21 protein-coding genes and 1 tRNA gene are annotated in these 24,851 nt (G+C 74.1%); 11 read left to right on the forward strand and 11 right to left on the reverse strand.

Annotated features, from left to right (window positions below; translation table 11 throughout):
• Nucleotides 1–8: 8 nt before the first annotated feature.
• Together ADL22_RS04250 and lon are read left to right on the forward strand one after the other, a co-directional pair.
• Complete coding sequence (locus ADL22_RS04250; protein WP_066973971.1) at nt 9–866, forward strand: pentapeptide repeat-containing protein; 858 nt, start codon at nt 9–11, stop codon at nt 864–866.
• A gap of 141 nt (nt 867–1,007) precedes the next feature.
• A complete protein-coding gene (gene lon, locus ADL22_RS04255) occupies nt 1,008–3,434 on the forward strand; it encodes an endopeptidase La (RefSeq protein WP_066973973.1) in 2,427 nt (808 codons plus the stop codon).
• 90 nt (nt 3,435–3,524) lie between these two features.
• On the opposite strand, the gene ADL22_RS04260 is transcribed toward lon, so the two are convergent.
• Nucleotides 3,525–4,385: a lysozyme gene (locus tag ADL22_RS04260; RefSeq protein WP_066973976.1), complete on the reverse strand. Its 861-nt coding sequence runs from the start codon at nt 4,383–4,385 to the stop codon at nt 3,525–3,527.
• A gap of 361 nt (nt 4,386–4,746) precedes the next feature.
• Between ADL22_RS04260 and ADL22_RS04265 the strand changes: the two genes are divergently transcribed.
• On the forward strand, nt 4,747–5,193 hold the full coding sequence (locus ADL22_RS04265) for a MarR family winged helix-turn-helix transcriptional regulator (protein WP_066974012.1): 447 nt from the start codon (nt 4,747–4,749) through the stop codon (nt 5,191–5,193).
• Between the two features lie 114 nt (nt 5,194–5,307).
• Here ADL22_RS04265 and ADL22_RS04270 read toward each other — a convergent pair whose 3' ends face one another.
• Nucleotides 5,308–6,153, reverse strand: a complete 846-nt coding sequence (locus ADL22_RS04270; protein WP_066973978.1) for a hypothetical protein — start codon at nt 6,151–6,153, stop codon at nt 5,308–5,310.
• 630 nt (nt 6,154–6,783) lie between these two features.
• On the opposite strand from ADL22_RS04270, the gene ADL22_RS04275 reads away from it, so the two are divergent.
• Genes ADL22_RS04275 through ADL22_RS04295 form a run of 5 tightly spaced genes read left to right on the forward strand, consistent with a single transcriptional unit; the run spans nt 6,784 to nt 12,594 of the window.
• Complete coding sequence (locus ADL22_RS04275; RefSeq protein ID WP_066973981.1) at nt 6,784–9,756, forward strand: nitrate- and nitrite sensing domain-containing protein; 2,973 nt, start codon at nt 6,784–6,786, stop codon at nt 9,754–9,756.
• Entirely contained in the window at nt 9,753–10,250 is a 498-nt protein-coding gene (locus ADL22_RS04280; protein WP_066973982.1) for a roadblock/LC7 domain-containing protein, read from the forward strand. The genes ADL22_RS04275 and ADL22_RS04280 overlap by 4 nt, the downstream gene beginning before the upstream one ends.
• Nucleotides 10,247–10,648: a DUF742 domain-containing protein gene (locus tag ADL22_RS04285; RefSeq protein ID WP_066973984.1), complete on the forward strand. Its 402-nt coding sequence runs from the start codon at nt 10,247–10,249 to the stop codon at nt 10,646–10,648. The genes ADL22_RS04280 and ADL22_RS04285 overlap by 4 nt, the downstream gene beginning before the upstream one ends.
• Nucleotides 10,649–10,652: 4 nt before the next feature.
• Complete coding sequence (locus ADL22_RS04290; protein WP_066974014.1) at nt 10,653–11,279, forward strand: GTP-binding protein; 627 nt, start codon at nt 10,653–10,655, stop codon at nt 11,277–11,279.
• A gap of 58 nt (nt 11,280–11,337) precedes the next feature.
• Nucleotides 11,338–12,594, forward strand: a complete 1,257-nt coding sequence (locus ADL22_RS04295; RefSeq protein ID WP_066973987.1) for a styrene monooxygenase/indole monooxygenase family protein — start codon at nt 11,338–11,340, stop codon at nt 12,592–12,594.
• 92 nt (nt 12,595–12,686) lie between these two features.
• Here the strand turns inward: ADL22_RS04295 and ADL22_RS04300 are convergent, their stop codons facing one another.
• From ADL22_RS04300 to ADL22_RS04310, 3 genes are all read right to left on the reverse strand, one after another.
• A complete protein-coding gene (locus tag ADL22_RS04300; RefSeq protein WP_066973989.1) occupies nt 12,687–12,956 on the reverse strand; it encodes a hypothetical protein in 270 nt (89 codons plus the stop codon).
• Between the two features lie 10 nt (nt 12,957–12,966).
• Complete coding sequence (locus ADL22_RS04305) at nt 12,967–13,707, reverse strand: TetR/AcrR family transcriptional regulator (RefSeq protein WP_199836207.1); 741 nt, start codon at nt 13,705–13,707, stop codon at nt 12,967–12,969.
• A gap of 140 nt (nt 13,708–13,847) precedes the next feature.
• Nucleotides 13,848–14,795, reverse strand: coding sequence for an AurF N-oxygenase family protein (locus ADL22_RS04310; protein WP_066973993.1), 948 nt, complete (start codon nt 14,793–14,795; stop codon nt 13,848–13,850).
• Nucleotides 14,796–15,029: 234 nt separating this feature from the next.
• Between ADL22_RS04310 and ADL22_RS04315 the strand changes: the two genes are divergently transcribed.
• Entirely contained in the window at nt 15,030–15,953 is a 924-nt protein-coding gene (locus tag ADL22_RS04315; protein WP_066974016.1) for an ADP-ribosylglycohydrolase family protein, read from the forward strand.
• A 76-nt stretch (nt 15,954–16,029) separates the two neighbouring features.
• Here the strand turns inward: ADL22_RS04315 and ADL22_RS04320 are convergent, their stop codons facing one another.
• The 4 genes from ADL22_RS04320 to ADL22_RS04335 form a co-directional block, all read right to left on the reverse strand.
• Nucleotides 16,030–16,812 (reverse strand): ABC transporter ATP-binding protein, encoded by a 783-nt coding sequence (locus ADL22_RS04320; RefSeq protein WP_066973995.1) that lies wholly within the window; start codon nt 16,810–16,812, stop codon nt 16,030–16,032.
• Nucleotides 16,813–17,061: 249 nt separating this feature from the next.
• Entirely contained in the window at nt 17,062–17,544 is a 483-nt protein-coding gene (locus ADL22_RS04325) for an HD domain-containing protein (RefSeq protein WP_066973997.1), read from the reverse strand.
• A gap of 288 nt (nt 17,545–17,832) precedes the next feature.
• Nucleotides 17,833–19,296, reverse strand: coding sequence for a penicillin-binding transpeptidase domain-containing protein (locus ADL22_RS04330; protein WP_066973999.1), 1,464 nt, complete (start codon nt 19,294–19,296; stop codon nt 17,833–17,835).
• Complete coding sequence (locus ADL22_RS04335) at nt 19,293–20,672, reverse strand: FtsW/RodA/SpoVE family cell cycle protein (protein WP_066974017.1); 1,380 nt, start codon at nt 20,670–20,672, stop codon at nt 19,293–19,295. Before ADL22_RS04335 ends, ADL22_RS04330 begins: the two co-directional genes overlap by 4 nt.
• Nucleotides 20,673–21,133: 461 nt before the next feature.
• On the opposite strand from ADL22_RS04335, the gene ADL22_RS04340 reads away from it, so the two are divergent.
• Nucleotides 21,134–22,432 carry a cytochrome P450 gene (locus ADL22_RS04340; RefSeq protein ID WP_199836208.1) on the forward strand — a complete coding sequence of 433 codons (1,299 nt, stop codon included), beginning with the start codon at nt 21,134–21,136 and terminating at the stop codon, nt 22,430–22,432.
• On the opposite strand, the gene ADL22_RS33520 is transcribed toward ADL22_RS04340, so the two are convergent.
• Together ADL22_RS33520 and ADL22_RS04355 are read right to left on the reverse strand one after the other, a co-directional pair.
• Entirely contained in the window at nt 22,393–23,634 is a 1,242-nt protein-coding gene (locus ADL22_RS33520; protein WP_159048575.1) for a pentapeptide repeat-containing protein, read from the reverse strand. The genes ADL22_RS04340 and ADL22_RS33520 overlap by 40 nt on opposite strands.
• A gap of 183 nt (nt 23,635–23,817) precedes the next feature.
• A tRNA-Arg gene (locus tag ADL22_RS04355) sits at nt 23,818–23,889 on the reverse strand.
• A gap of 216 nt (nt 23,890–24,105) precedes the next feature.
• Between ADL22_RS04355 and ADL22_RS04360 the strand changes: the two genes are divergently transcribed.
• Complete coding sequence (locus ADL22_RS04360) at nt 24,106–24,522, forward strand: response regulator (RefSeq protein WP_234430532.1); 417 nt, start codon at nt 24,106–24,108, stop codon at nt 24,520–24,522.
• The last annotated feature ends 329 nt before the right edge of the window (nt 24,523–24,851 follow it).

Consider the following 24,851-nt stretch of genomic DNA (forward strand, 5'->3'; position numbering starts at 1 on the left):
AGAAGACCGTGTCGCCATCGCGCCGCCCAGCCCAGGACCGCTCCGCCGCCCCGCAGGCCGAGGGCGGCGCCCGGCTGCCGCTGCTGTCGGACTGCGGTGACTGCTTCGGGCTGTGCTGTGTGGCGCTGCCGTTCGCCCGGTCCGCGGACTTCGCGGTGGACAAGGAGGCCGGCCGGCCCTGCGCCAACCTCGGGGACGACTTCCGCTGCGGTATCCACCAGGAGCTGCGGCCGCGCGGCTTCTCCGGGTGCACGGTCTTCGAGTGCTTCGGCGCCGGCCAGAAGGTCTCCCAGGTCACCTTCGGCGGTACGGACTGGCGGAGCGCGCCGGAGACCGCCCGGCCGATGTTCGAGGCGTTCGGCGTGATGCGGCAGCTGCACGAACTGCTGTGGTACCTCACCGAGGCGGTGGCGCTGCCGGCCGCCCGCCCGGTGCGCGCGGAGCTGCGGGACGCGCTGGCGGCGACCGAGCGGCTGACCCTCGGCACCGCCGCCGAGCTGGCCGCGGTCGACGTCGCCGGGCACCGCGCCACGGTCAACGCCCTGCTGCTGCGGGTCAGCGAGCTGGTCCGGGCGAAGGTGCCGGGCCGGAAGAAGGAGCGGCGGGGCGCGGACCTGATGGGGGCGCGGCTCAAGGGCGCCGGCCTCCAGGGCGCCAACCTCCGCGGGGCGTACCTCATCGCGGCCGATCTGCGCGGCGCCGACCTGCGGTCCGCTGACATGATCGGCGCCGATCTGCGGGACGCCGATCTGCGCGGCGCCGACCTGACCGGCGCGATCTTCCTGACCCAGGCCCAGGTGAACGCCGCGCGCGGTGACGCGGCCACCCGGCTCCCGGAGGGGCTGCGCCGCCCCGCCCACTGGTAGCTCCTCCCGCGCCCCATGCGCCGTCGCTCGTACCGGAGTTGCCGTTCCTGATTCGCTCTCAGCGAACAGCGGACGGGGAACATCCGCGGTCTCCCCAGCATTGAGTGGGTACAGCTCAACTTGCTTGCCGAAGGGGAGATCATGACTGCTGAGCCGACAGAGTCCACACCGCTCACCCTGCCCGTGCTGCCCCTCGACGACGAGGTCGTCCTGCCGGGCATGGTGGTGCCCCTGGACCTGTCCGACACCGAGGTGCGGGCCGCGGTCGAGGCCGCCCAGTCCGCCGCCTCCGCCGACCCGTCGGGCGGCAAGCCCAAGGTGCTGCTGGTGCCCCGCTTCGACGGGACGTACGCGGGCATCGGCACGCTCGGCCGGGTCGAGCAGGTCGGCCGGCTGTCCGACGGGGACCCCGGCGCCCTGATCCGGGGCCTGGGCCGGGTGCGGATCGGCGCCGGCACCACCGGTCCGGGCGCCGCGCTCTGGGTCGAGGGCACGGCCGTGGAGGAGAAGGCCCCCGACCCGCTCCCCGGGGCGGTCGCCGAGCTCGTCACGGAGTACAAGGCGCTGGCCACGAGCTGGCTGCGCAAGCGCGGCGCCTGGCAGGTCGTCGACCGCGTCACCGGGATCGACGACGTGCCCACCCTGGCCGACAACGCCGGCTACCTCCCGTTCCTGACGGCCGAGCAGAAGCGCCGGCTGCTGGAGACCACCGACCCGGTCGCCCGCCTGAAGGCCGCCACCGAGGCGCTGCGCGCCCACCTCGCCGAGCAGGACGTCGCCGAGTCCATCGCCAAGGACGTCCAGGAGGGCGTCGACAAGCAGCAGCGGGAGTTCCTGCTGCGGCGCCAGCTGGAGGCCGTCCGCAAGGAGCTGGCCCAGCTCAACGGCGACCCCGAGGACGAGAGCGGCGACTACCGCGCCCGGGTGGAGGCCGCCGACCTCCCCGAGGAGGTCCGCGCCGCCGCCCTGAAGGAGGTCGGCAAGCTGGAGCGGGCCGGCGACCAGAGCCCCGAGAGCAGCTGGATCCGCACCTGGCTCGACACCGTCCTGGAGCTGCCCTGGCACGAGCGCACCGAGGACGCCTACGACATCGCGGGCGCCAAGCGGGTGCTGGACGCCGACCACGCCGGGCTGGAGGACGTCAAGGAGCGGATCACCGAGTACCTCGCGGTCCGCAAGCGGCGCGCCGAGCGCGGGCTCGGGCTCGTCGGCGGCCGCCGCGGCGGCGCGGTGCTGGCGCTGGTGGGGCCGCCAGGGGTCGGAAAGACGTCGTTGGGCGAATCGGTGGCGCGGGCCATGGGGCGGAAGTTCGTCCGGGTCGCGCTCGGCGGCGTCCGGGACGAGGCGGAGATCCGCGGCCACCGCCGCACCTACGTCGGCGCGCTGCCCGGCCGGATCGTGCGGGCCGTCAAGGAGGCCGGGTCGATGAACCCGGTCGTCCTCCTGGACGAGATCGACAAAGTCGGCTCCGACTACCGCGGCGACCCGGCCGCCGCCCTCCTGGAGGTGCTGGACCCCGCGCAGAACCACACCTTCCGCGACCACTACCTCGAAGTCGAACTGGACCTCTCCGACGTGGTGTTCCTGGCCACCGCCAACGTCCTGGAGGCCATCCCCGAGCCGCTGCTGGACCGCATGGAGCTGGTCCGGCTGGACGGCTACACCGAGGACGAGAAGGTCGTCATCGCCCGCGAGCACCTGCTGCCGCGCCAGCTGGAGCGGGCCGGTCTGGAGCCGGGCGAGGTGGTGATCGAGGAGGCCGCGCTGCGCAAGCTGGCCGGCGAGTACACCCGCGAGGCCGGCGTGCGCAATCTGGAGCGGTCGATCGCCCGGCTGCTGCGCAAGGTCGCCGCCCAGCACGAACTGGGCGAGCGGGAGCTGCCGTTCACCATCGGCACCGAGGAGCTGCGCCCGCTGCTCGGCCGCCCGCACCACATCCCCGAGTCGGCCCAGGACCCGGCCGAGCGGCGCACCGCGGTGCCCGGTGTGGCCACCGGCCTGGCGGTCACCGGCGCCGGCGGCGACGTGCTCTACGTCGAGGCGTCGCTGGCCGATCCGGAGACCGGCGGCTCCGGGCTGACGCTCACCGGCCAGCTGGGCGACGTGATGAAGGAGTCGGCGCATATCGCGCTGTCCTTCCTGCGCTCGCACGGCGCCGAGCTGGAGCTGCCGGTGGGCGATCTGAAGGAGCGCGGTGTGCATCTGCACGTCCCGGCCGGCGCCGTCCCCAAGGACGGTCCGAGCGCCGGGATCACGATGACCACCGCGCTGGCGTCGCTGCTGTCGGGCCGCCAGGTGCGCCCGGACGTGGCGATGACCGGTGAGGTCTCGCTGACCGGGCGGGTGCTGCCGATCGGCGGCGTCAAGCAGAAGCTGCTGGCGGCGCACCGGGCCGGCGTCACCACCGTGATCATCCCCAAGCGGAACGAACCGGACCTGGACGACGTCCCCGCCGAGGTCCTGGACACACTGACGGTCCATCCGGTCGCGGACGTCCGGCAGGTGCTGGAGCTGGCCCTGACCCCGGCCGCGAGCGGCGCCCGGCCCGAGGTCCCGCTGGCCGCGTAACGGCCCGCCGGGCCCGGTACGGCCCGGCGCGCCCGGCGGTCCGGCCCGCCCCGCTCCCCCCGGCGGGACGGGCCGGCCGCCGCGGCGCGGTCAGCCGTTGGCCAGCGCCTGGAGGCGGTCGTAGGCGCCGTTGAAGCGGTTGTGGTCGCCGACCGTCGGCCCGGACGAGGTGTACTGCCAGATGGTGTGGAAGCCCCAGCCGGCCGGGAGTTCACCGACCGTGGAGCCGTAGCGCGGCACCCACAGCGGATTGATGCTGCCGAAGGCGGTGGAGTTGCCGGTGCACTGGCTCCACCAGCTGGTGGAGGTGTAGAGGACCGCGTCCCGCCCGGTGCGCGCCTTGTACGTGGCGAACCAGTCCTTCATCCAGTTCACCATCCCGGCCGCGCTCAGCCCGTAGCAGGTCGCGCCGTACGGGTTGTACTCCATGTCCAGCGCGCCCGGCAGGGTCTTGCCGTCCTTGGACCAGCCCCCGCCGTGGTCCACGAAGTAGTTCGCCTGGGCGGCACCGCTGGAGGTGTCGGGGGTGGCGAAGTGGTAGGCGCCGCGGATCATGCCGCTGTTGTAGGAGCCGTTGTACTGCTGCGCGAAGTACGGGTTGGTGTAGCTGGTGGACTCGGTCGCCTTGACGTAGGCGAACTTCACGCCGCTGCTCCACAGCGTGGACCAGGCGACGTTGCCGTTGTGGCTGCTGACGTCCACGCCCTCGACGGACGCGGTGAGCGAGGGCAGCGGCGGCAGGACGCCGGTGCGGGCGCCCTCGTGCTTGGCGATCTGGGAGCCGGCCCAGTCCTGGTCGGGATGGCGCGGTTCGGGCGCGTGCCCGGGGGCCGCGGCACCGGCCGTTCCGGGCAGGCCGGCGAGCAGGGAGACGGTCGCGAGGAGGATCCCGGCCACGGTCGCGCGGGAGCGCGCGGAGCGGTGGGGGGAGCCGGATCTGAGCACGGACATGGCGTGCCTCCGGAGATCTCGGTCGATCACGGTGCGATGACGTGGAACGGAACGGTTCGCTGCGCAACGGAACGGTTCTGGAGGGGGGAACCGGCACGGGCGCTTGGCGCGGCCATGCCATAAATGACGATACGCGCGTAGACCCCCGTGACAAGAGGGGGGCGCGGGCTGCCGTTGGTCTACTCCTGCGAAATACTGGCCCAACTGCGCTCTCCGTCCGCCCGGAACGGAAATTTTCAGCCCGCCGAAAGGCGCGGCGCGGGGAACGCGGCGCAAGGAGCGGGACACGCGGGACGAGGCGGGAAAGGGCGCTGACGTGCACGAGACCGGAAGCGGCGGCACCACGGGGGACGGCGAGCCGATGGGCGTCGACCCGGCGTTCCTCTCCCTGGAACGCGAACTGGCGGTCTTCCTGCGCCGCGCCCGGGCCTCCTCCGGCGAACTGGCCCGCGAGGTCCACCCCGACCTCGAACCGGCCGCGTACGGCCTGCTGGTGCGGCTCGCCGACGCCGGCGCCCAGCGCGCCACCGACCTCGCCGCCTACTTCGGCGTGGGCAAGGCGACCATAAGCCGCCAGTTGCACGCCCTGGAGCAGCTCGGCCTGGTCGCCCGCGCCCCGGACCCGGCGGACGGCCGCGCGGTCCTGGTCCGCGTCACCGACGAGGGCCGGCACCGCTTCAACCGCGTCCGCACCGCCCGCCGCGCCCGCTACGCTCGCCGGCTGGCCTCCTGGGACCGCGCCGAGGTCGCCGAACTCGCCCGGCTGCTGCACCGGCTGAACGGGGAGCAGGACGGCGAGGAGGCGTAGGGGGGCCCGGCCGGGGCGATGACGCGTAAGGCGCGCGGCCCCGTAGCGCGCCCCGCCGGGCCGTAGCGCGCGCCCCCGTAGCGCGCCCCGGGCCCCGGCCCCGCGCCCACCGGCTCACGGCGCCACGTGCACCACCGCCGCGTCGTCCCGGGCCTTCCCGCGCGGGAAGGCGGCGCACTCCGGGTCGTCCGCCTCCAGCGCCCGGACCCGCTCGATCAGCGCCCGCGGCCCGCCGGCCGCCACCAGCGCCGCGCACCGGTCCCAGGAGCCCGCGCCGAAGACCTCCACCCAGCGGCTCGCGCCGTCGCTCAGCGCGGTCAGCGAGCGCAGCGCGGCGCGCGGGGTGGTGCCGGTGACCGCGCGCGCGGCCACCGCCGGGTCGGCGGCCGCGGTGAAGAAACCGCCCTCGGCGTTCCGCAGCGCCTCCACCGCCCGTACGTACTCCCGGGCCGCCGCGGCCCGTTCGGCGGAGCCGCGGGGCAGCGCCCGGACCGCCGCGCGCAGCGCCGGCACCGGTGCCGGCAGGTCGGCCAGCCGGGTGTCCTGTACGGGATGCACCGACCCGTCCGCCTTCTCCAGGAGCAGTACGGAATCGGACAGCACCAGATGCTCGACCACCTCGCCGGACCAGCGCGCGGCGACCACCGTCGCCTGCGGCGTACGGGGGTGAGAAAGGTCACAGGTGTCGCGATGGGCGTCGCCCACTCTGCGGACGGCCGCCGCGAGCGCCTCAGGGAGCGTCATGTCCCGGTGTGAAACCGACAGTTCGAGCATTGCGCCCCCGAGCCGCGCGGTGAACCACGGGACGGAATGGACGCATCCGCAGTCCTCCTCGGGCGGGGTGACCCCGTCCAGCAGCACCAGGGCGCCGCCCTCGCCGGAGGCCGGGAGGGCGACCGACGCGTAGTCCTCATTGGGGCGTTGGGGGTCGCCCGGCTCGGTGGCGAGTTCGATGCGCATGGGGGGAAGTCTGCCGGAGGCGGCCGGATCCGGGCCGGTGGCGGGCCCGTTCCGGCGACCGCCGCGGAAGGGCCCCCGGACCAGGGGCGATTGGTCCGGATTGCGGCGCCGGCGGGCGGCGGGCGGGGCATCCTTCCAGGACCGGCACGCATCTCCAAACCCGTCCGGGGGTTGCGCGGGGTTGCGGCGGGATACACCGCCGGGCGGAAGTTGAACGTCAAACTCCGATTGTTGTTCACTCGTTCAGGTGGCCGGACATGTGTTGCCGAGCCACTGCGCGGCGCCGGTGGAATGGTCGTCTCCCGGATCAACCGGGGTGGCCAGGACGTCCGTCGCGACGCGCAGAGCCGGACTGTTCGCCCTCGCGGAATCGTGCGCTGCCGTGGACTTCGCGCAGATCCGTCCCGCGAGCGGTGAGCGAGCCGGGTCCGCGACGCCGGCAGGGCGTGGGCAGGCGAGACAGGAATGCGAGCAGCGGTGCGGAAGAAGCGGCTTCGGGGCGGCGCAGGGAAGCCGGGTTCGCCGGCCGGATCGGTCTCCGGACCGGCCACGGGATCCGGTACGGGACCGGGCACGGCGGGCGGCGCGGACGGCCCGGGACGGCGTCCCGCGCGGGTCCGCAACCGCCTCATGGGCGCCGTGGCCGTGGTCGCCGTCGCCGTCCTGGGGGCCGGCGCCCCCGCCGTGGCGACCGCCGCCGGCGACGCGCACGCCAGTCAGCATCTGGTCGACCTCGCCGGGCTGAACGCCGGCGCCATCAACCTCGCGCACGCCCTCGCCGACGAACGCGACGCGATGACCGCGTACGTGGCCGCCGGGCGCACCGGCCGCAACCTCACCGCGGCCCCCGCCGACGACCTGCGCGCCCAGATCGACCGGCAGATCGAGGACCTGCGCAACCAGTCCCGGGGCGTGGCGGACGGCAGCGCCGCGTTCGCCGCCGCCGACAAGCTCCTCAAGCAGCTCCCGGAGACCCGCCAGAAGGCGCTCGCCGGGCCCGCCACCGCCGACCAGGTCTACGACGCGTACAGCGAGGCCGTCCAGGCGCTCGGCGGGATCAGCGACGAGATCGCCCGCGGCCTGCCCGCCCGGGCCGACGGCGGCGCCGCCGACACCCGCGCGCTGCCCGCGCTCGGCCGCGCCGCCGACCAGGCCGCCGGCACCCGCGCGCTGCTGCTGGCCGGCCTCAAGGCGGGCGGCTCCCAGCCCCGGCTGACCGCCGCCGCCCAGATCGCCCACATCCGCGAGCAGGGCGCGCTCGGCGACTTCAACCAGGACGCCAGCCAGAGCGCCCGGGACCGCTACCAGCGCACCGTCAACGGCACCGACGTCGACACCGCCGAGCGCTATCTGACCCGGCTCACCGACCAGCCCTACCTCGACGCCGCCGACGCGGCGCTCAGCCGGAGCCGGGTGCAGGCCGCGCTGACCAGCCGGATCGGTCTGATGCGGGGCACCGAATCGGCCATCGCCACCGCCGAGTTCCACCGCCTGGCCGCGCTGCGCGACGACGACGTGACGGCCCTGGAGATCACCATCGGCCTGGAGGGGCTGTGCCTCCTGGTGGCCGTGGGCACCGCCGTCTGGGCCGCCCGCACGATGACCCAGCCGCTGGCCGCGCTGCGGCTGGGCGCCAAGCGGCTGGCGGCCGACCCCGGCCACGAGGAGCCGATCGGCTACAAGGGCCGCAACGACGAGTACGCCGCCGCCATCCGCTCGATCAACTCCCTGCACGCCCAGGTCTCCGAAACGGCCCGGCGCTCCGCCGAGATGGAGGCCGAGCGCAAGCGGCTGGTCGGCGGCCGGCAGCGGCTGGTCGCCGAACGGGAGGCCCTCCAGGAGCAGGCCGAGGCCCTCAAGGACGAGGTCGCCGCGCTGCACGAGCGGCTGGCGGTGCTGCGCACCGGCGTGCACGGCCGGTTCGTCAACCTCTCGCTGCGCACCCTGGGCCTGGTGGAGCGCCAGCTCGCGGTCATCGAGTCGCTGGAGGAGTCCGAGCAGGACCCGGAGCGGCTGGACACCCTCTTCAAGCTCGACCACTTCGCCGCGCGGATGCGCCGCAACAGCGAGAACCTCCTCGTCCTGGCCGGCGCCGAGCAGCACGGCAGCAGCCACTCGGGCCCGGTGCCGCTGCTGGACATGCTGCGCGCCGCGGTCAGCGAGATCGAGCGCTACGAGCGGGTGCGGATCACCTCGCTGCCGCCGCACGCGCAGGTCGCCGGCTTCGCCGCGGACGACCTCAGCCACCTGATCGCCGAACTCCTGGAGAACGCCACCGCGTTCTCCCCGCCGGACGCCCATGTGGAGCTGTCCGGCTGGCTGCTGGAGAGCGGCGAGCTGATGCTCTCGGTCGAGGACGAGGGCATCGGGATGACCGCGGACCGGCTCGCGGAGGTCAACGAGCGGCTCTCGGACGCCGAGACCGCCGCCACCTCCGAGACCGTGGACGAGGCGCTGGGCCTGGGGCTGTACGTGGTGGTGCGGCTGGCCGCCCGGCACGGCGTACGGGTCCAGCTGCGGGACCGCAAGCAGGGCGGCGTCACCGCCGTCGTGGTGCTGCCCGGCTCGATCCTGCCGAACCGCCCGGCGCCGGCGGCGGCCGGCGGCCCGGCCCCGGCCAAGGGCGCGGCGGCCGGCCCGGTCCTGCCCGGCTCGGTCGCGGAGGCCAACTCCAACACGCTCCAGACGCGGATGAACCGGCTGGAGGCGGGGGGCGGCGCGGCCGCTCCGGCGTCGGCCCCGGCGCCCGCCTCGGCGGCTCCGGCGGCCCAGGCGCCGGCCGCTCCGGCACCGGCGGCTTCGGAACCGTCCGTTCCGGTCCCGGCCCCGTCCGCACCGGCCGCCGACCCCGCCGCCTCCGGGAAGCCGGCCCGCGCCGCCGGGCTCGCCGGCGACCCGTTCGTGGCCGCCGCCGAACGCGCCATCGACGCGGCGGGCCTCGGCACCCCGGCCCCGGCCCCGGCCCCGGCGGACGAGGACGCCCCGGCCGCCGACCCCGGCGCCACCCCCAGCCCGTACGGCCCCCAGTCACCAGGCCCGTACGCGACCGCCACGCCCACCGGACCGGCGACCGGCCCGACCACCGGTCCCGCCGCCACCCCGGCCGAGCACACCCGCCCCGGGGACGCCCCGGCCGGCGACGCCCCGGCGCCCGGGAAGGCCCGGCACGCCGCCCCGGCGCCCGCCGCCGACCCGTACGCCATCGGGCCGGACGAGCACACCCGCCCGGCGCCCGCCGCCGAGCCCGCCCCGGAGGCGCCCGCCCCGGAGGCGGCCATCCCGGCCCAGGCACCCCGGGACGAGGCGCCCCAGGCGCCCGCCGCGCCCGCACCGCGCCGCCGCACCGGCACCGGGCTGCCCAAGCGCACCCCGAAGGTCGTGGCGCAGCAGAAGGCGCCCACCGCCCCGCGCCGGAGCGGCGCGGCCAACGCCGAGGCGCTGCGCCGCCGCCTCGGCGGTTTCCAGCAGGGCGCGTCCGCCGGCCGGCGCGATGTCGCCGCCGAGATCGCGGAACACACCGCGGAGCAGACCATCCCAGACACGGACACCGACGGAGCGGGGGCCCCGGGACACAGCCATACCGGCGAGGAGGCACGCGATTGAAGGCGCAAGCGCCCACTGCTCAGGGACAGGGACTGAGCACTCAGGCACGTAACCTGCACTGGCTGCTGAGCAATCTGGTCGACGAGGTGCCCGGCATCCACTCGGTCGCGGTGGTCTCCTCCGACGGCCTGATGCTGCTCTCCTCCGACCCCGGGCGGATGGAGAACGCCCCCGGCCACGGCGGCGAGGACGACGGCCCCCGCGGCTCCAGCGCCGACCTCGCCACCATCGTCTCCGGCCTCGGCAGCCTCACCAACGGCGCCGCGAAGCTGATGGACGGCGGGGCCGTCAAGCAGACGATGGTCGCGATGGACGAGGGCAGCCTGTTCGTGATGTCGATCAGCGACGGCTCGCTGCTCGGCGTGCACGCCACCCCGGACTGCGATATGAGCGTCATCGCCTACCACATGGCGCTCTTCGTCGGCCGGGCCGGCCACGTCCTCACCCCCGAACTCCGCACCGAACTCCGCAAGTCGATGGAGAGCCCCCAGTGAGCAGCACTCCCAAACTCCCCGTGCGCGGCGGGGACCGCAAACCCGCGCGGGTCCGCCCGTACTCGCTCACCGGCGGCCGGACGCGGTTCGGCCACGTCCTGCTCGTCGAGACGTTCGTGGCCGCGCTGGACGCCCCCGACGAGCGGCGCGAGCTGACCGCCGGCAACTGGGGCGACCGCGTGATGCCGGAGATGCGCGCGATCGTCGAGCTGTGCCGCCGGATGCGCTCGGTCGCGGAGATCTCCGCGCTGCTGAAGATGCCGCTGGGTGTGGTCCGCGTCCTGCTCAGCGACCTCGCCGACCAGGGAAAGATTCGCGTCTACGGCACCGGGCACGGCACCGGCCGGCCGGAGCGGGCGCTGCTCGAAAGGGTGCTGAGTGGACTTCACAGGCTCTGACACGATAGCGGGCGGGGCCGGACCCGCCGCCGGTCCCGCCACCGACGACGCGGGGCTGCAGAGCTGGCAGACCGACCGGTCGCACGCGCCGATCGCCACCAAGATCGTGGTCGCGGGCGGGTTCGGTGTCGGCAAGACCACGTTCGTCGGCTCGGTCTCGGAGATCACCCCGCTCCAGACCGAGGCGGTGATGACCGAGGCCAGCGAGGGGACCGACGACCTGACGGCGACGCCGGAGAAGACCACGACCACGGTCGCCATGGACTTCGGCCGGATCACCCTCGACCAGGACCTGGTGCTGTACCTCTTCGGCACGCCGGGCCAGCAGCGCTTCTGGTTCATGTGGGACGACCTGGTGCGCGGCGCGATCGGCGCGATCGTGATGGCCGACACCCGCCGGCTGGAGGACTGCTTCCCGGCGCTGGACTACTTCGAGAGCTGCGGTCTGCCGTACGTCGTCGCGGTCAACCACTTCGAGGGCACCGAGCGCTACGAGGTCGAGGACGTCCGCGACGCGCTGACCGTGCCGCCGGAGGTCCCCATCGTCGTGATGGACGCCCGGCGCCGGCCCACCGTCATCCAGGCGCTGCTCGCCCTGGTCGGCCACGCCCTCGACATCACCCCCGAATAGCCTCTTTCCCGCCACCCCTCACCTCCCCCGAACAGCAGGAACAGAGAAGAGCCCCGCCATGCGGAAGATACTCATCGTCGGAGCCGGCCAGTCCGGTCTCCAGCTCGCGCTCGGCCTCCAGGCCCAGGGCTACGACGTCACGCTGATGTCCAACCGCACCGCCGACGAGATCCGCTCCGGCCGGGTCATGTCCACGCAGTGCATGTTCCACACCGCCCTCCAGCACGAGCGGGACCTCGCGCTCAACTTCTGGGAGAACCAGGCGCCGAACATCGAGGGCCTGGGCGTCTCGGTCGCCGCCCCCGGCAGCCACGCGGCGCCCGGCGGCACCCAGCGCGCCATCGACTGGGTCGGCCGGCTCGACGGCTACGCCCAGTCCGTCGACCAGCGGGTCAAGATGGCCGGCTGGATGGAGACCTTCGCACAGCGCGGCGGCCAGCTGGTCATCCACGGCGCGGCCGTCTCCGACCTGGACTTCTTCGCGCGGCGCTACGACCTGACGCTGGTCTCGGCCGGCAAGGGCGAGCTGGTGTCGATGTTCGGCCGGGACGCCGCCCGCTCCCCGTACGACGCCCCGCAGCGCGCGCTGGCCGTCGCCTACGTCCACGGGATGGGCCCGCGCCCGGAGCACCCGGAGTTCGACGCGGTGCGCTGCAACATCGTCCCCGGCGTCGGCGAGCTGTTCGTGATGCCGACGCTGACCGTCTCCGGCCGCGCCGACATCCTCTTCTGGGAGGGCATCCCCGGCGGCCCGGTGGACGCCTTCCAGGGCGTACGGGACCCCAAGGAGCACCTGGACCTCACGCTGGAGCTGATGAAGACCTTCCTGCCGTGGGAGTACGCCCGCTGCACCGAGGTCGAACTCACCGACGCCAACGGCACGCTGGCCGGCCGCTACGCCCCCACCGTCCGCAACCCCGTCGGCACGCTGCCCTCCGGCGGCCGGGTCCTCGGCGTCGCGGACGTGGTCGTCGCCAACGACCCGATCACCGGCCAGGGCTCCAACTCGGCCGCCAAGTGCGCCGCCGCCTACCTCGCGTCCATCGTGGAGCGCGGCGAGGAGCCGTTCGACGAGGAGTGGATGCGGGCCACCTTCGACCGCTACTGGCAGACCGCCCAGCACGTCACCAAGTGGACCAACGCCATGCTCGCCCCGCCGCCGGAGCACATCCTGAACCTCCTCGGCGCCGCCGGCCAGCTCCAGCCCGTCGCCGACCGCTTCGCCAACGGCTTCGACAACCCCGCCGACTTCGAGAACTTCTTCTACGAGCCGGAGAAGACGGCGGCGTATCTGGCGTCGTTGACGGGCGCCTGATCGGGGCCTGATCAGGGTCTGACGGGTCGTACCGGGGCCGGGCCAGGGCCGCGGCCCCGGCCCGGCCCGCCGGTTCCGCCCGGGACCCGTGCTCAGCGCGAACCGCGGCCCCGCCAGGGCCAGTTCAGGCGGCGGTCGGGCCGGCCCTCCGGGGCGTAGGCGTAGCGCCAGCCCCGGGGGAGGCCCAGGCGGCCCGGGGGGCCGGGGACGCGGAGGTAGACGTGGACCTCCGGGGGCCGGCCGTCGTCGCGGGGCACCGGGACCTCGTAGGTCTTCGGGGGCAGGCCGGTGGGGCCGACGAGGACGGGCAGGACCCGGCCGTCGAGCGGGCCGCCGGTGAAGAGGGTGTTCTCGCTGCGCACCGGCCCAGTGTCACAGCAGGTGGGCGGCGTCGCTCACGACGGGCAGGATCCGGCGCGCCAGATCGCCGGCCGGACCGTCCGCGGTCTCCCGCCGCAGTGCCGCGCGCATCACCCGGGCGGTCTGCGGGTCCCGGGCCGCGGTGGCGGTCAGCAGGGCGACGAAGTGGTCCACCAGCCAGTCCCGCAGCTCGTCCAGCGGCGGCCGCTTGCCCTCGTCCAGCCAGATCAGCGAGGCCGCCTCGACGGCCGTGATCCACATCCGGACGGTGGTCCGCAGCCGCGTCCCCGGCGCCGGCTCGCCCAGGTGGCGCAGGATCTGCTCGGCCGCGGCGCGCCGCACCTCGTCCACGATCGCGGTCGTCCGGGACGTCTCCACCACGCTGCCGCCCTGGAGCAGCGCGCTGAACCCGGCGTCGTGCTCGTCGACGAAGGCGAGGTAGCGGTCCAGGGCGCGGCCCAGCCGCCGGGTGAGCGGACCGGTCTCCGGCTCCGCGAAGCACTGCTCCAGCTCGTCGGCGGCGCTGCGCAGCGCCGCCTCGTACAACTGCTGCTTGCCGCCGGGGAAGTAGCGGTAGACCAGCGGCCGGGAGACCTCGGCGGCGGTCGCCACGTCGTCCAGGGAGACGTCCTCCGGCGCGCGCTGGGCGAACAGGCCCAGCGCGGCGGCCAGCAGCTGGCTGCGGCGCTGCTCCACGCTCAGCCTTCGGTAGGCGGGTCTGGGTACTGCTGGGGCGGTGCCGCTGCCGTTCATGAACAGCAGCGTAACCGCCGGGAATTCGGAGTCGTACAGGTGCTCGGGGCGTACGGCGCGCGAACGACCCGTTCCGGACACCGGTTGGCCGGCGACCCGTTCCGGGCACCGTTCGCGCGCGTCCCCTCCGGGCCGCCCGCTCAGGCCAGCAGGCCCGAGCTGCGCCACAGGCGGCGGCCGGCGCCGCGCAGTACGCCGATCTCGTCCAGGAAGTCGGTCAGGCGGCGGGCGCCGTTCTGCATCACCTCGCGGCGGTGCCCGCTGGCCCTGACCTGGGCGACCGCCTCCCGCCGGTCCAGGCCGACATTGGTGTAGACCTGCGGGTTGACGAAGGCGACGGAGAAGACCCGGGCCGCCTCGCCGGAGCTGATCCGGGTCAGCTCCCGCTCCCAGCGCGGCGCGGTGACCATCTGGCGGCGCAGCTCCTCGCGGGCGTACCGGACGTGCCGGGCCTCCTCGACGACGTGGATCCGGGTCACCCCGCGGACGATCGTCTGCACCCGCTCGTCGGGGAACGTCAGCCGCTGCATCCAGTCCAGGATCTCCTCGCCGAGCAGGGTGCAGGCGAACGAACCGGGCGTGGTGGACACGGTCTTGAGGACCCGGGCGAGGTTGTGGTTCAGCCGGGAGACCGGGTAGGTGGGGGCGCCGCCCTTCTGGATCATGCGGGCGAACATCTTGGAGTGCCGGCACTCGTCGGCGATCTCGGTGAGCGCGTAGCGGACATGGGCGCTGGTGACCGGCTTGTCGTAGATGTGCCGGACCAGCAGCTGCATCAGGATGATCTCGAACCAGATGCCCAGCGAGGCCAGCGAGGCGGCCTCGTGCCGGGAGAGGTCCTGCTGCTGCTCCAGCGACATCCGCTTCCACAGCGGGGTGCCGTAGAGCGAGACCAGCTCCGGCGGCCAGAACCACTTGCCCTCTTCCAGGGGCGCGTCCCAGTCCAGCTCGGTGTCGGGGTCGAAGGAGTGCTTGGCGGAGGAGTCGAGCAGCCGCTCGGCGACCTGCTCCCGGTCCTTGAGCAGCCCGAGGGCGTCCCGCAGGACGTCGGTGTCCGCCACGGTCATTGCGGTCGGCGCGCTCGTCATGGCTCTGGCCACACCTCACAGTCGGGGGATGCGGGGGGGTGTTGGAGTTACCCGCGGTCACATGGGGTCGCCTCTTATGAGACTGCCTGTCAGCAAGCACGTCAATCCCTCGGGCGCGACTTCTTGGCCCGGGGGTGGGGAGGGGGCGTACGGGGTCCGTGCCGCGCCTGCGTGGACGTCCTCGTTCCCGGCCTCGGCGGCGCCAACTCCCGTACCGCGTGGCAGGATCCGGCCATGGACCACTCCACGGATCCCGCCGGCGAACGGCGGCGCGCCGCCGTCCGCGGCAGTATCGAGGGACTGGCGCACGGGGACGCCTTCGGTGAGCGCTTCTTCGGGCTGTTCCGGCCCGAGGAGGAGGCCCGGCGGCTGATCGCGGACCGCCGCCTGCCGCCCGAGCCCGACTGGCCCTGGACCGACGACACCGCCATGGCGCTGGATCTGCTCGCGGTCCTCGTGGAGCACGGCGAGGTGCGTCAGCGGGCCCTGGCCGAACGCTTCGCCGCCACCCACCGCGCCGACCCCGGCCGCGGTTACGGTTCCGGGATGCACGCCCTGCTGCCCCGGGTGGCCGCCAAACCGGCCAAGTGGCGGGAGGTGGCCCGCGCCCTCTTCGGCGGCGAGGGCAGCCTCGGCAACGGGGCCGCCATGCGCGTCGCGCCGCTCGGCGCGTGGTTCCACGACGACCTCGACCGGGCCGCCGCGCAGGCCGCCCGCTCCGCGGAGGTCACCCACGCCCACCCGCAGGGCATCGCGGGCGCGGTGGCCGTGGCGGTCGCGGCGGCGCTGAACGCCCGCGGCGAACCGCCCGCGCTGTCCGCGGTCGCCGCCCGTACGCCCGAAGGCCCGGTCCGCGACGGCCTGTTGCGGGCGGCCGGACTCCCGCCCGGTACCGCACCCGAGGAGGCCGCCGCCGCCCTGGGCAGCGGCCGCCGGATCCGCGCCGACGACACCGTCCCGTTCGCCCTCTGGTGCGCCGCCGCCCACCCCGGCGACCTCCCCGCCGCCCTCTGGACCGCCGCGGCCGGCCTCGGCGACGTGGACACCACGTGCGCGATCACCGGGGGAGTGGTGGGGGCCGCTACGGGTGCGGTGCCGCTGGGCGAGGAGTGGCGCGGGCGGAGGGAGCAACTACCGGGGTGGGTGCGGGAGTTGTGACCTGGTGGGAGGCGGGCGGGTGAGGCGCCCCCCCCGGATCGCCCGGCCGCCCGATCGCCCGGCCGCCCGCCGCGTTCTACCGCCGTCCCGACCGGGCCAGCCACCGCCCCTCGTGGCGGGAGACCTCGATCGGCCGCCCGAAGCAGGCCGTCATCCGCTCACCGGTCAGCACCTCCGCCACCGGGCCGAGCGCCTGCACCCGCCCCTCGCGCAGCAGGACCGCGTGCCCGATGGCCGGGGACAGCTCCTCCAGGTGGTGGGTGACGGTCACCGTCGCCAGCTCCGGCCGTCCCGCGGCGAGCCGGTGCAGCGCGTCGATCAGGTCCTCGCGGGACGGCAGGTCCAGCGCGTTGAACGGCTCGTCGAGCAGCAGCAGCGACGGGTCGGCCATCAGCGCGCGGGCGATCAGGATCCTGGCCCGCTGCCCGCCCGAGCAGACGCCGAACGGCCGGTCCGTCAGCTCCTTGCAGTCCAGTTCGGCCAGCAGCTGATGGGCCCGCTCCCGGGTGGCCTCGTCGTACTTCCGCCACAGCGGCTGAACGGTGCCGGTCGCGCCGGTCAGCACCACCGTGTGCGCGGTCGCGTCCTGCGGCACCTTCTGCGCGCTGGACACCAAGCCGATGGCGGCGCGCAGCTCCCGTACGTCCACCCGGCCGAGCCGGTGGCCGAGCACCTCGACGGTGCCGACGGTGGGGAACATCAGCGCGCCGATCAGCCGCAGCACGGTGGTCTTGCCGGCCCCGTTGGCGCCGAGCAGCGCCCAGTGCTCGCCCGCGCGCACGGTCCAGTCGATACCGTCGAGGATGACCTGGCCGGTGGTGTAGCGGCGGACGCCGACGCCGGCCAGCGCGGCGATCACGGGGGGCCGCCGGTCCGAGGACTGCGGCTCCGAGGGCTGGGATTCCGAGGACTGCCGGTCCGCCGAAGGCTGCGGCTCCGAGGGCCGCGGTTCCGAAGGCCGCGGTTCCGAAGGCTGCGTAGGAGTCATCGCGGCAGATTAGCTGCGTAGGGCACCTTTCCGCGCGCGCGTCCGGGGTGTGGAACCGCGGGGGGACCGCGGGGCCCGTTTCCGGCCATCCCACGGGTCGCGGGGCCCGGCCCGCCCCCATCACACCAGCCCCAGCAGCCCCCGCACCCGCGCGTACTTCGCCGCCAGCCGGTCCCGGGTCGGCGCGTCGAGGACCGCCAGCCGGGCCGGATCGGCGTTGTGCGCCAGATCCGCCTCCTTGACCAGCAGCGCTCCGGGCGTGGCCAGAATCCGGGCGGTGTACTCCTCGACCGGTTCACCGGGCCGCTTGGTGACCGCCAGCACGATCGCCTTGGTCGCCTCGTCCAGCGCCGCGCCCGCCAGCCACTGCGCGCTCACCGCCCCGTCCTCCACCGCGTCGTGCAGCCAGGCCGCGGCGATCTGCGCCGGACCGCCCCCGCGCGCCCGCACCCCCTCCGCGACCGCCGCCAGATGCTCGGCGTACGGGCGGCCGGCCTTGTCGGTCTGCCCCGCGTGCGCCCGCCGGGCCAGCGCGGCCACCTCGTCGAGCGAGAGCAGGGGACGCGCCGCGCGGGACGGCGCGGACGCCGCGTCAGAATCCATGCCCCCATTCTGCCGCCGCGCGGACCGCCACGACGCCCCCGTCCCGGACACCGAAGGCGACGGGAGCCCACCGTCTCCCGGTCCCGCCAGCCGCGCCGCGGCGCGGGCTTGAGCATCGGATGCATGTCATCCACCCCCCGTTCGTCTCGTCCTGCCCCCAGCATGCTCCGGCCGGCCGACCCGTGCCGGAGTTATCCACAGGCGGCGGGCTTTCGTCGTACAAAGCGGTGCGCGCCGGGGGCGTTCAGGTGGGCCGCCGCATCGACACCGGCCCGCCCACCGGCCCCCTCACCGCACCCCCCCCCCCGCCGCCAGTACCGCGCGGGCGATCGGGCCGGCGCTGCCGCCGCCGCTGATATCGGCGCGCTCGGCCTCCGCGTCCTCCACGACCACCGCCACCGCCGCCGCCGGCTCATGGCTGCGCCGGTCCCGCGCCCACGCGATGAACCACGCGTACGGTGTGCCCTCGTTGCGCACCCCGTGCTGCGCCGTCCCCGTCTTCCCGCCCACCGTGAACCCGTCGATCGCCGCCGTCCGCCCGGTCCCGTGCTCCACGACCTCCGTCATCATCTCCTGGAGCAGCTGCGCGGTGGCCGGGCTCATCACCTGCCGGGCCGGCTCCCGGGGCGGCCCGGGGACCAGCGGCGCCCCGTAGGCATCGGTGACCCGCTCCACCAGGTACGGCGGCGCCAGCTGCCCGTCGTCGGCCACCGCCGCCGCCACCATCGCCATCTGGAGCGGCGTGGCCGCGGTGTCGTACTGGCCGATCGAGGACAGCGCCAGCTGCGCCGCGTCCATCCGCCGGTCGAAGGTGCTCGGCGCGACGGGGGAGGGGATCCGCAGCCCCGGATCATTGAACCCGAACCGCTCCGCCGCCGCCGCCATCGTCCGCAGCCCGACCGCGCCCCCCAGCCGCGCGAAGACGGTGTTGCAGGAGAGCCGGAAGGCTTCCCGCAGCCCGGCGTGCTCGCAGCCCTCCGCCGGATTGCCCAGCGCGGTCCGGGTGCCCGGCAGGGTGTACGGGTCGGGTACGTCCAGCGGGGCGTCGGGGTCCCGGACCAGCCCGCTCTCCAGCGCCGCCGCCGCGGTGACGACCTTGAAGACCGAACCGGGCGGATAGGTCTGCCGCAGCGCCCGGTTGAGCATCGGCCGGTCCGGCGCCTCGTTGAGCCGCCGCCACGCACCCGTCACCGAGGGCCCGTTCCCGGACAGCTCCCCCGGGTCGTACGACGGCGAGCTGACCAGCGCCAGCACCCGCCCCGAGCGCGGCTCCAGCGCCACCACCGCGCCCTTCCGCCCGGCCAGCCCCCGGAACGCGGCGCGCTGCATCGCCGGCTCGATGGTGGTCTCGACCCGGCCGCCCGGCGGCCGGCGGCGGACCAGCCGGTCCCACCACGGGAACGCGGCCAGCCGCCGGTCCGTCCCGGCCAGCACCCCGTCCTCGGCGCTCTCCAGCAGCGAGGTCCCGTACGTCTGCGAGGCGAAGCCGGTGACCGGCGCGTAGAGCGGGCCGTCGGTGTACGTCCGCTCGTAGCGCAGCCGGCCCCCGCTGTCCCGGGAGCCGGTGACCGGGCGGCCGCCCACCAGGATCGCGCCGCGCGGCTGGGCGTACCGGGCGATCGCGGCCCGCCGGTTGGCCGGGCTCCCGTTGTACCCGTCCGCCTCGATGACCTGCACCCGGACGGCGTTGACCAGCAGCGCGGCCAGCAGCAGGAAGGAGAACGCGGCGGTGCGCCGGATCGCGCGGCTCACCGGGCCGCCCCGACCGCGTCCGGCGCGGCGCGGGCGGGTCCGGCGGGGGCGGCCGGCCGCGGCCCGCGCGCCCGGTCGCTGAGCCGCACCAGCAGCGCCACGATGATCCAGTTGGTGACCACCGACGAACCGCCCTGGGCCAGGAACGGCATCGCCATCCCGGTCAGCGGGATCAGCCCCATCACCCCGCCGGCGATCACGAACACCTGGAGCGCCGGCAGCGCCGCCAGCCCGACCGCCAGCAGACTCCCGAACGCGTCCGGCAGCCCCAGCGCCGTCCGGTAGCCGCACACCGCCGGCAGCGCGTACAGCAGGAACAGCGCGCACAGCCCGGCCAGCCCCAGCTCCTCGCCGACCGTCGCCAGGATGAAGTCCGACTTCAGCGCGAAGCCGATGAGCGAGGAGTGCCCCTGCCCCAGCCCCGTCCCGAACGTCCCGCCGGCGGCGAACGCGAACAGCGACTGCGCCAGCTGCCCCGGCCCCCGGCCCGCCGCGATCCCGGCGAACGGGTGCAGCCAGTCCTGCACCCGGCCGTGCACATGCGGCTCCAGGGTGCCCACCGCCGCCGCCCCGGCCGCCGCCAGCAGCACCCCCACCGCGATCCACCAGGCCCGCCCCGTCGCCACGTACAGCAGCACCACGAAGACCCCGAAGAACAGCAGCGACGTCCCCAGGTCCCGTTCCAGCACCAGCACCCCGACGCTCACCAGCCAGATGCCGACGACCGGCCCGAGCACCCGCCCGGCCGGCAGCCGCAGCCGCCCCACCGCCGTCCCGGTGTGCGCCAGCGCCTCCCGGTTGGCCGCCAGGTACGCCGCGAAGAACACCGTGATCAGCACCTTGGCGAACTCGCCCGGCTGGAGCGAGAATCCGGCCGCCCGGATCCAGATCCGCGCCCCGTTGACGGCCGGGAAGAGGATCGGCACCACCATCAGGGCCAGCGCCAGCCCCGCGCACCCGTAGGCGTAGCGCTGGAGCACCCGGTGGTCCCGCAGCACCGCCACCACCCCGATGAACAGCGTCACCCCCAGCGCCGACCACACCAGCTGGGCGGGCGCGGCCCGGTCGCGGGCGGTCTCCAGGTCGAGCCGGAAGATCAGCACCAGCCCGAGGCCGTTGAGCAGTACGGCGGTCGGCAGCAGCAGCGGATCGGCGTGCCGGGCGCCGAACCGCACCGCGAGATGGGCCAGCAGCGCCAGACCGCCCAGCCCGGCCGCGTACCGCAGCGCGCCGCCCGGCACCGCGTGCGATCTGGCCACCCCCACCACCAGATAGCCGCAGACGCTGATGAGCACCGCGCCCAGCAGCAGCGCCAGCTCGACCCCGCGCCGCCCGGCCCCCCGCGGCGCCGCGGCGGCGGCCCCGTCCACCACCACCGATCCGTCCGACCCGTCCACCACGTCCACAGCGGCAACGTAGCAAGCAATTCACCACATTCCACTCAAGTCACCCATAACGCCCGCAAGCTGCCGCCCCGGCCGCGGCCACCGCCGCCGCCCGCCGCACCAGGGCCGAACGCCCCTCCCGCCCCCGCCGCCCGCCCTTCCCATCCCCTAGGGGAAGAATCAGGGTTCCGCCCGGGCCCGCACGCGCCCGTTCCCGTGAACGTCTCCGTCAGCACTTTGTAAACTCGGTCAGAACGAAAAGCAGAAGGCCGAGCTCGTCACGCTGATGCGGACGACCGTTCGCACCGGTCGACGCCATGGACCAGCGCCATGGCGTCGCACGCGAGGGGCTATGGCGTACGACACAGTGCACGCCGAGTGAAGGTCCCGCGCCGTTTCGGCCCACGGGGGCGGCCGAGCGCGGGTGACCGTCCCCCGCGACGAAAGGCAGTATGAGCGCCATGACGACCCTCCGTTCCCGGATCTTCGCCTGGGCCGGCCGCCTCTACCTGGCGAGAACGAGGAAAAAGGGCTTCGACCTCTCCCGGATGTCCTTCCTCCCGGACTCCGTGCTGATGCCGCTGCGCCGCGACGGCCTCGACCCGGTGCCCGAGCTGGCCGCCGTCCGCGCGCGCGAGCCGATCAGCAAGCTGCCGGTGCCGATAGCCGCCAACGTCTGGCTGGTCACCGGCCACGAGGAGGCCAAGGCGGTGCTCGGCAAGGCGAACGCCTTCAGCTCCGACTTCACCAACCTCGTCGGCAAGGCCGGCGCCGGCGCCGAGCAGAACCCCGGCGGCCTCGGCTTCGCCGACCCGCCGGACCACACCCGCCTGCGCCGCCTGCTCACCCCGGAATTCACCATGCGCCGGCTCAGCCGGCTCACCCCCCGCATCCACGACATCGTCGAGGAGCGCCTCGACGCGATGGAGCAGGCCGGCCGCGACGGCTCCCCGGTGGACCTCGTCACCGCCTTCGCCCTCCCCATCCCCTCCCTCGTCATCTGCGAACTCCTCGGCGTCCCCTACGAGGACCGCGACGACTTCGAGCGCCTGAGCGCCGCCCGCTTCGACCTCTTCAGCGGCGCCAACGCCTCCTTCGGCGCCATATCCGAATCGCTCGCCTACTTCCGCGAGGTCGTCAAGAAGGAGCGCGCCAACCCCGGCGACGGCCTCCTCGGCATGATCGTCCGCGAACACGGCGACGCGGTCAGCGACGAGGAACTGGCCGGCCTCGCCGACGGCGTCCTCACCGGCGGCTTCGAGACCACCGCCAGCATGCTCGCGCTCGGCGCCCTGGTCCTCCTCCAGGACCCGCGCCACTTCGCCGCCCTCAAGGACGGCGACGACGCCGTCGACCGCTACGTCGAAGAGCTCCTGCGCTACCTCACCGTCGTCCAGGTCGCCTTCCCCCGCTTCGCCCGCGAGGACATGGAGATCGCCGGCGTCAAGATCGCCGCCGGCGACGTCGTCCTGTGCTCCCTCAGCGGCGCCGACCGCGACGACCGACTCGGCCCCGGCATGGAGCAGTTCGACCCCGACCGCCCCAAGATCCCCTCCCACCTCGCCTTCGGCTACGGCATCCACCGCTGCGTAGGCGCCGAACTCGCCCGCATGGAACTCCGCGCCGCCTACCCCGCCCTGGTCCGCCGCTTCCCCACCATGCGCCTGGCCACCTCCCCCGAAACCCTCGCCTTCCGCAAACTCTCCATCGTCTACGGCCTGGACTCCTTGCCGGTACGGGTGGACGGCTGACAAAAAGGGGGGCGTGGGGCGCGGGGACGCAAAGGCCAAGGTCCGAAGCCGGAAAACCGAGCCCCGCCCCTGCCACTCCGCCCCACGCAGCCCAGCGCCGCGGATAACGCCGGTGACTCCCCGCCCTGCTCCGGGACATGCCCAGCGTGCTCGCGATCACCTCCCCCAGGAAGCCACAGCACCGGATTTCCCACCGCGCCCCCCAAATGCGCACCGTCCAGATGCGCCTGCACGAAATTGGCCCCTTCTACGTCCGCGTCGGTGAAGTCGGCGTGCTCTCCATGTGCCTTGCCGAAATCCGCGCGGGCCAGTTGGGCGTGAGCGAAGGTGGCATGCGCGCAGTGCGCTTCACGAAGACGAGCGCGCTCAAGATTCGCGACGGAGAGATCCGCGTGCTCCAGACGGGCCCTTTCCAGTCGGGCTCGCTCCAAACCCGCCCCGGTGAGACGGGCGTGTTCCAAGCGAGCCTCACAGAGATCTGCATCCGAGAGCTGCGCACCACTCAAGTCCGCGTGCTCCAGTTGAGAATGCGCCAGGTTCGCGCCGCGAAGCTGTGCGCGTGACAGATCCGCGCGGCGGAGGCAGGTGCGGCTGAGGTCGATCACATCGTGCTGTGTGCGCCGGGGGCGGCGTCCAAGGACACTCAAGGCTGCCTGTGTGTCTTCCCTGACGTGTTGCCGCGTGCCGTCCACCCGTACCGGGTATTCGCTGCTGACGGCCGCCTCGTCCGGGAGCGCCGGTGCGTTCTGCCGAATAAACGCTGCCAGAACTTCGACGATGGTCCCATGGTCCTTCTCGGAGTCCCGCATGATGCGCTCCAGCGCGTAAATCCCGCCGAGCCTCGCGGTCAGCTTCTCGGAGGCCAGGAGTTGCACCGCCTCGACATACCGCTTCGTGGCCTGGCCGTCGCGGGCAATTTCCACCTCTTGCCGATCCTTGTGCCTCATGTGCTCGAACTGCGCCAGCGTCTCCTCGAACTGACGCCTTGCAAGGACATGATTGCGATGCGTATACCAGAGTCCGAGCGCAGCGACGACGCCGGCGAGGAGCGCTGCAAGCATCGTGCGAAACCCGGTGATGATCGCTCCGTCAGCGGGTTGTAAGTCCGTCCGGCGCAGATGCCCGCCATCGAGCCACCAGGGCCCTTCCACATCAACAGCAAGAAGCCTGCGATGCCGATGATCGCCGCGCACCATCCCCATGCCCTCTTCATGGACGCTGTTGTAGCAGCGGCTCGTCGCCGGGGTTTTCCGCCGTAAGGAGCCCCCGGCCCGCACGGAGGGAGCCCGGTAACCGGGACCGTTGACCTGCCGACCGCGCATATGCAAAGACCCCGCCGACCATGTGAAAGCTGGTCGCGGGGTCTTCTGGCACTTCGAATGAAGTGCCCCCGGCAGGATTCGAACCTGCGCACACGGCTCCGGAGGCCGTTGCTCTATCCCCTGAGCTACGGGGGCTTTGTCGGCCGGTCGTTGCGGCGACGAGTAGAACACTACCAGCTCCGATGGGGTGCTCATGAACACTTCGGGGGGCGGCCGCGGGGAGGGGGAAGGAAGGGCGCCCTTACCGCATGGGGAGGGGCTGTCGGCGGTGGTCGGGGAAAGGTCCCCCGCACGGGGGCGGAAGTGGGCAAAACCGGGACGCAGCCGCAGGTGGGCACCTAGTCTCATGGTGTGCCTGGCTTGTCCGGTCGGATCCTTGTGGTCGATGACAACAAGGTGATCCGGCAGTTGATCAGGGTCAACCTTGAGCTGGAGGGCTTCGAGGTCGTGACCGCGGCTGATGGTGCCGAGTGTCTGGACGTCGTGCACCAGGTCAGACCCGACGTGGTGACGCTCGACGTCGCCATGCCGCGGCTGGGTGGGCTGCATACCGCGGCGCGGCTGCGGTCCGATCCGCGGACCCGGGACATCCCGATCGCCATTGTCAGCGCCTGTACGGAGGGCGAGGTCGACAGCGGTGCGTCGGTGGGCATCGACGCCTTCCTGGCGAAGCCGTTCGAGCCGACGGAGCTGGTGCGCACGGTGGGGATGCTGGTGCGGGAGGGGCGCCAGCGGGCGAGCGGGCAGCAGGGGTATTCGGGGTGCTGATCCCTGCCGTCCGGGGCGGGAGCTCGGCGGTGGGCCGGAGGCGGGAGGGGAGCAGCCGGCCCACCGGCGGGAGGCAGGAGTGGGCGCCTGGGGCGGGTGTGCGGGTGTGGTGTGTCTCACGGGGTGGGTTTCGGGTGGGGTGCGCTGCTGGGGGTGAAGTGCGGGCTGCCGGTGGGTTTGCGGTGGGGGCCGGGGTTCGCCGTGGGGTTTGCGGGGGGAGCGGGGCGGGGCCGGAGGGGCTTTCGGGGGGCGGTGGGGTAGGGGCTGGGGGGGGGGGGTCGACAGGGGGAAACCGGTTGGCGTGGGGGGGGTCGGTCTCCCCCACGCTT

The sequence above is a fragment of the Streptomyces sp. NRRL F-4489 genome (assembly GCF_001509485.1).
Taxonomy (GTDB): Bacteria; Actinomycetota; Actinomycetes; order Streptomycetales; family Streptomycetaceae; genus Streptomyces.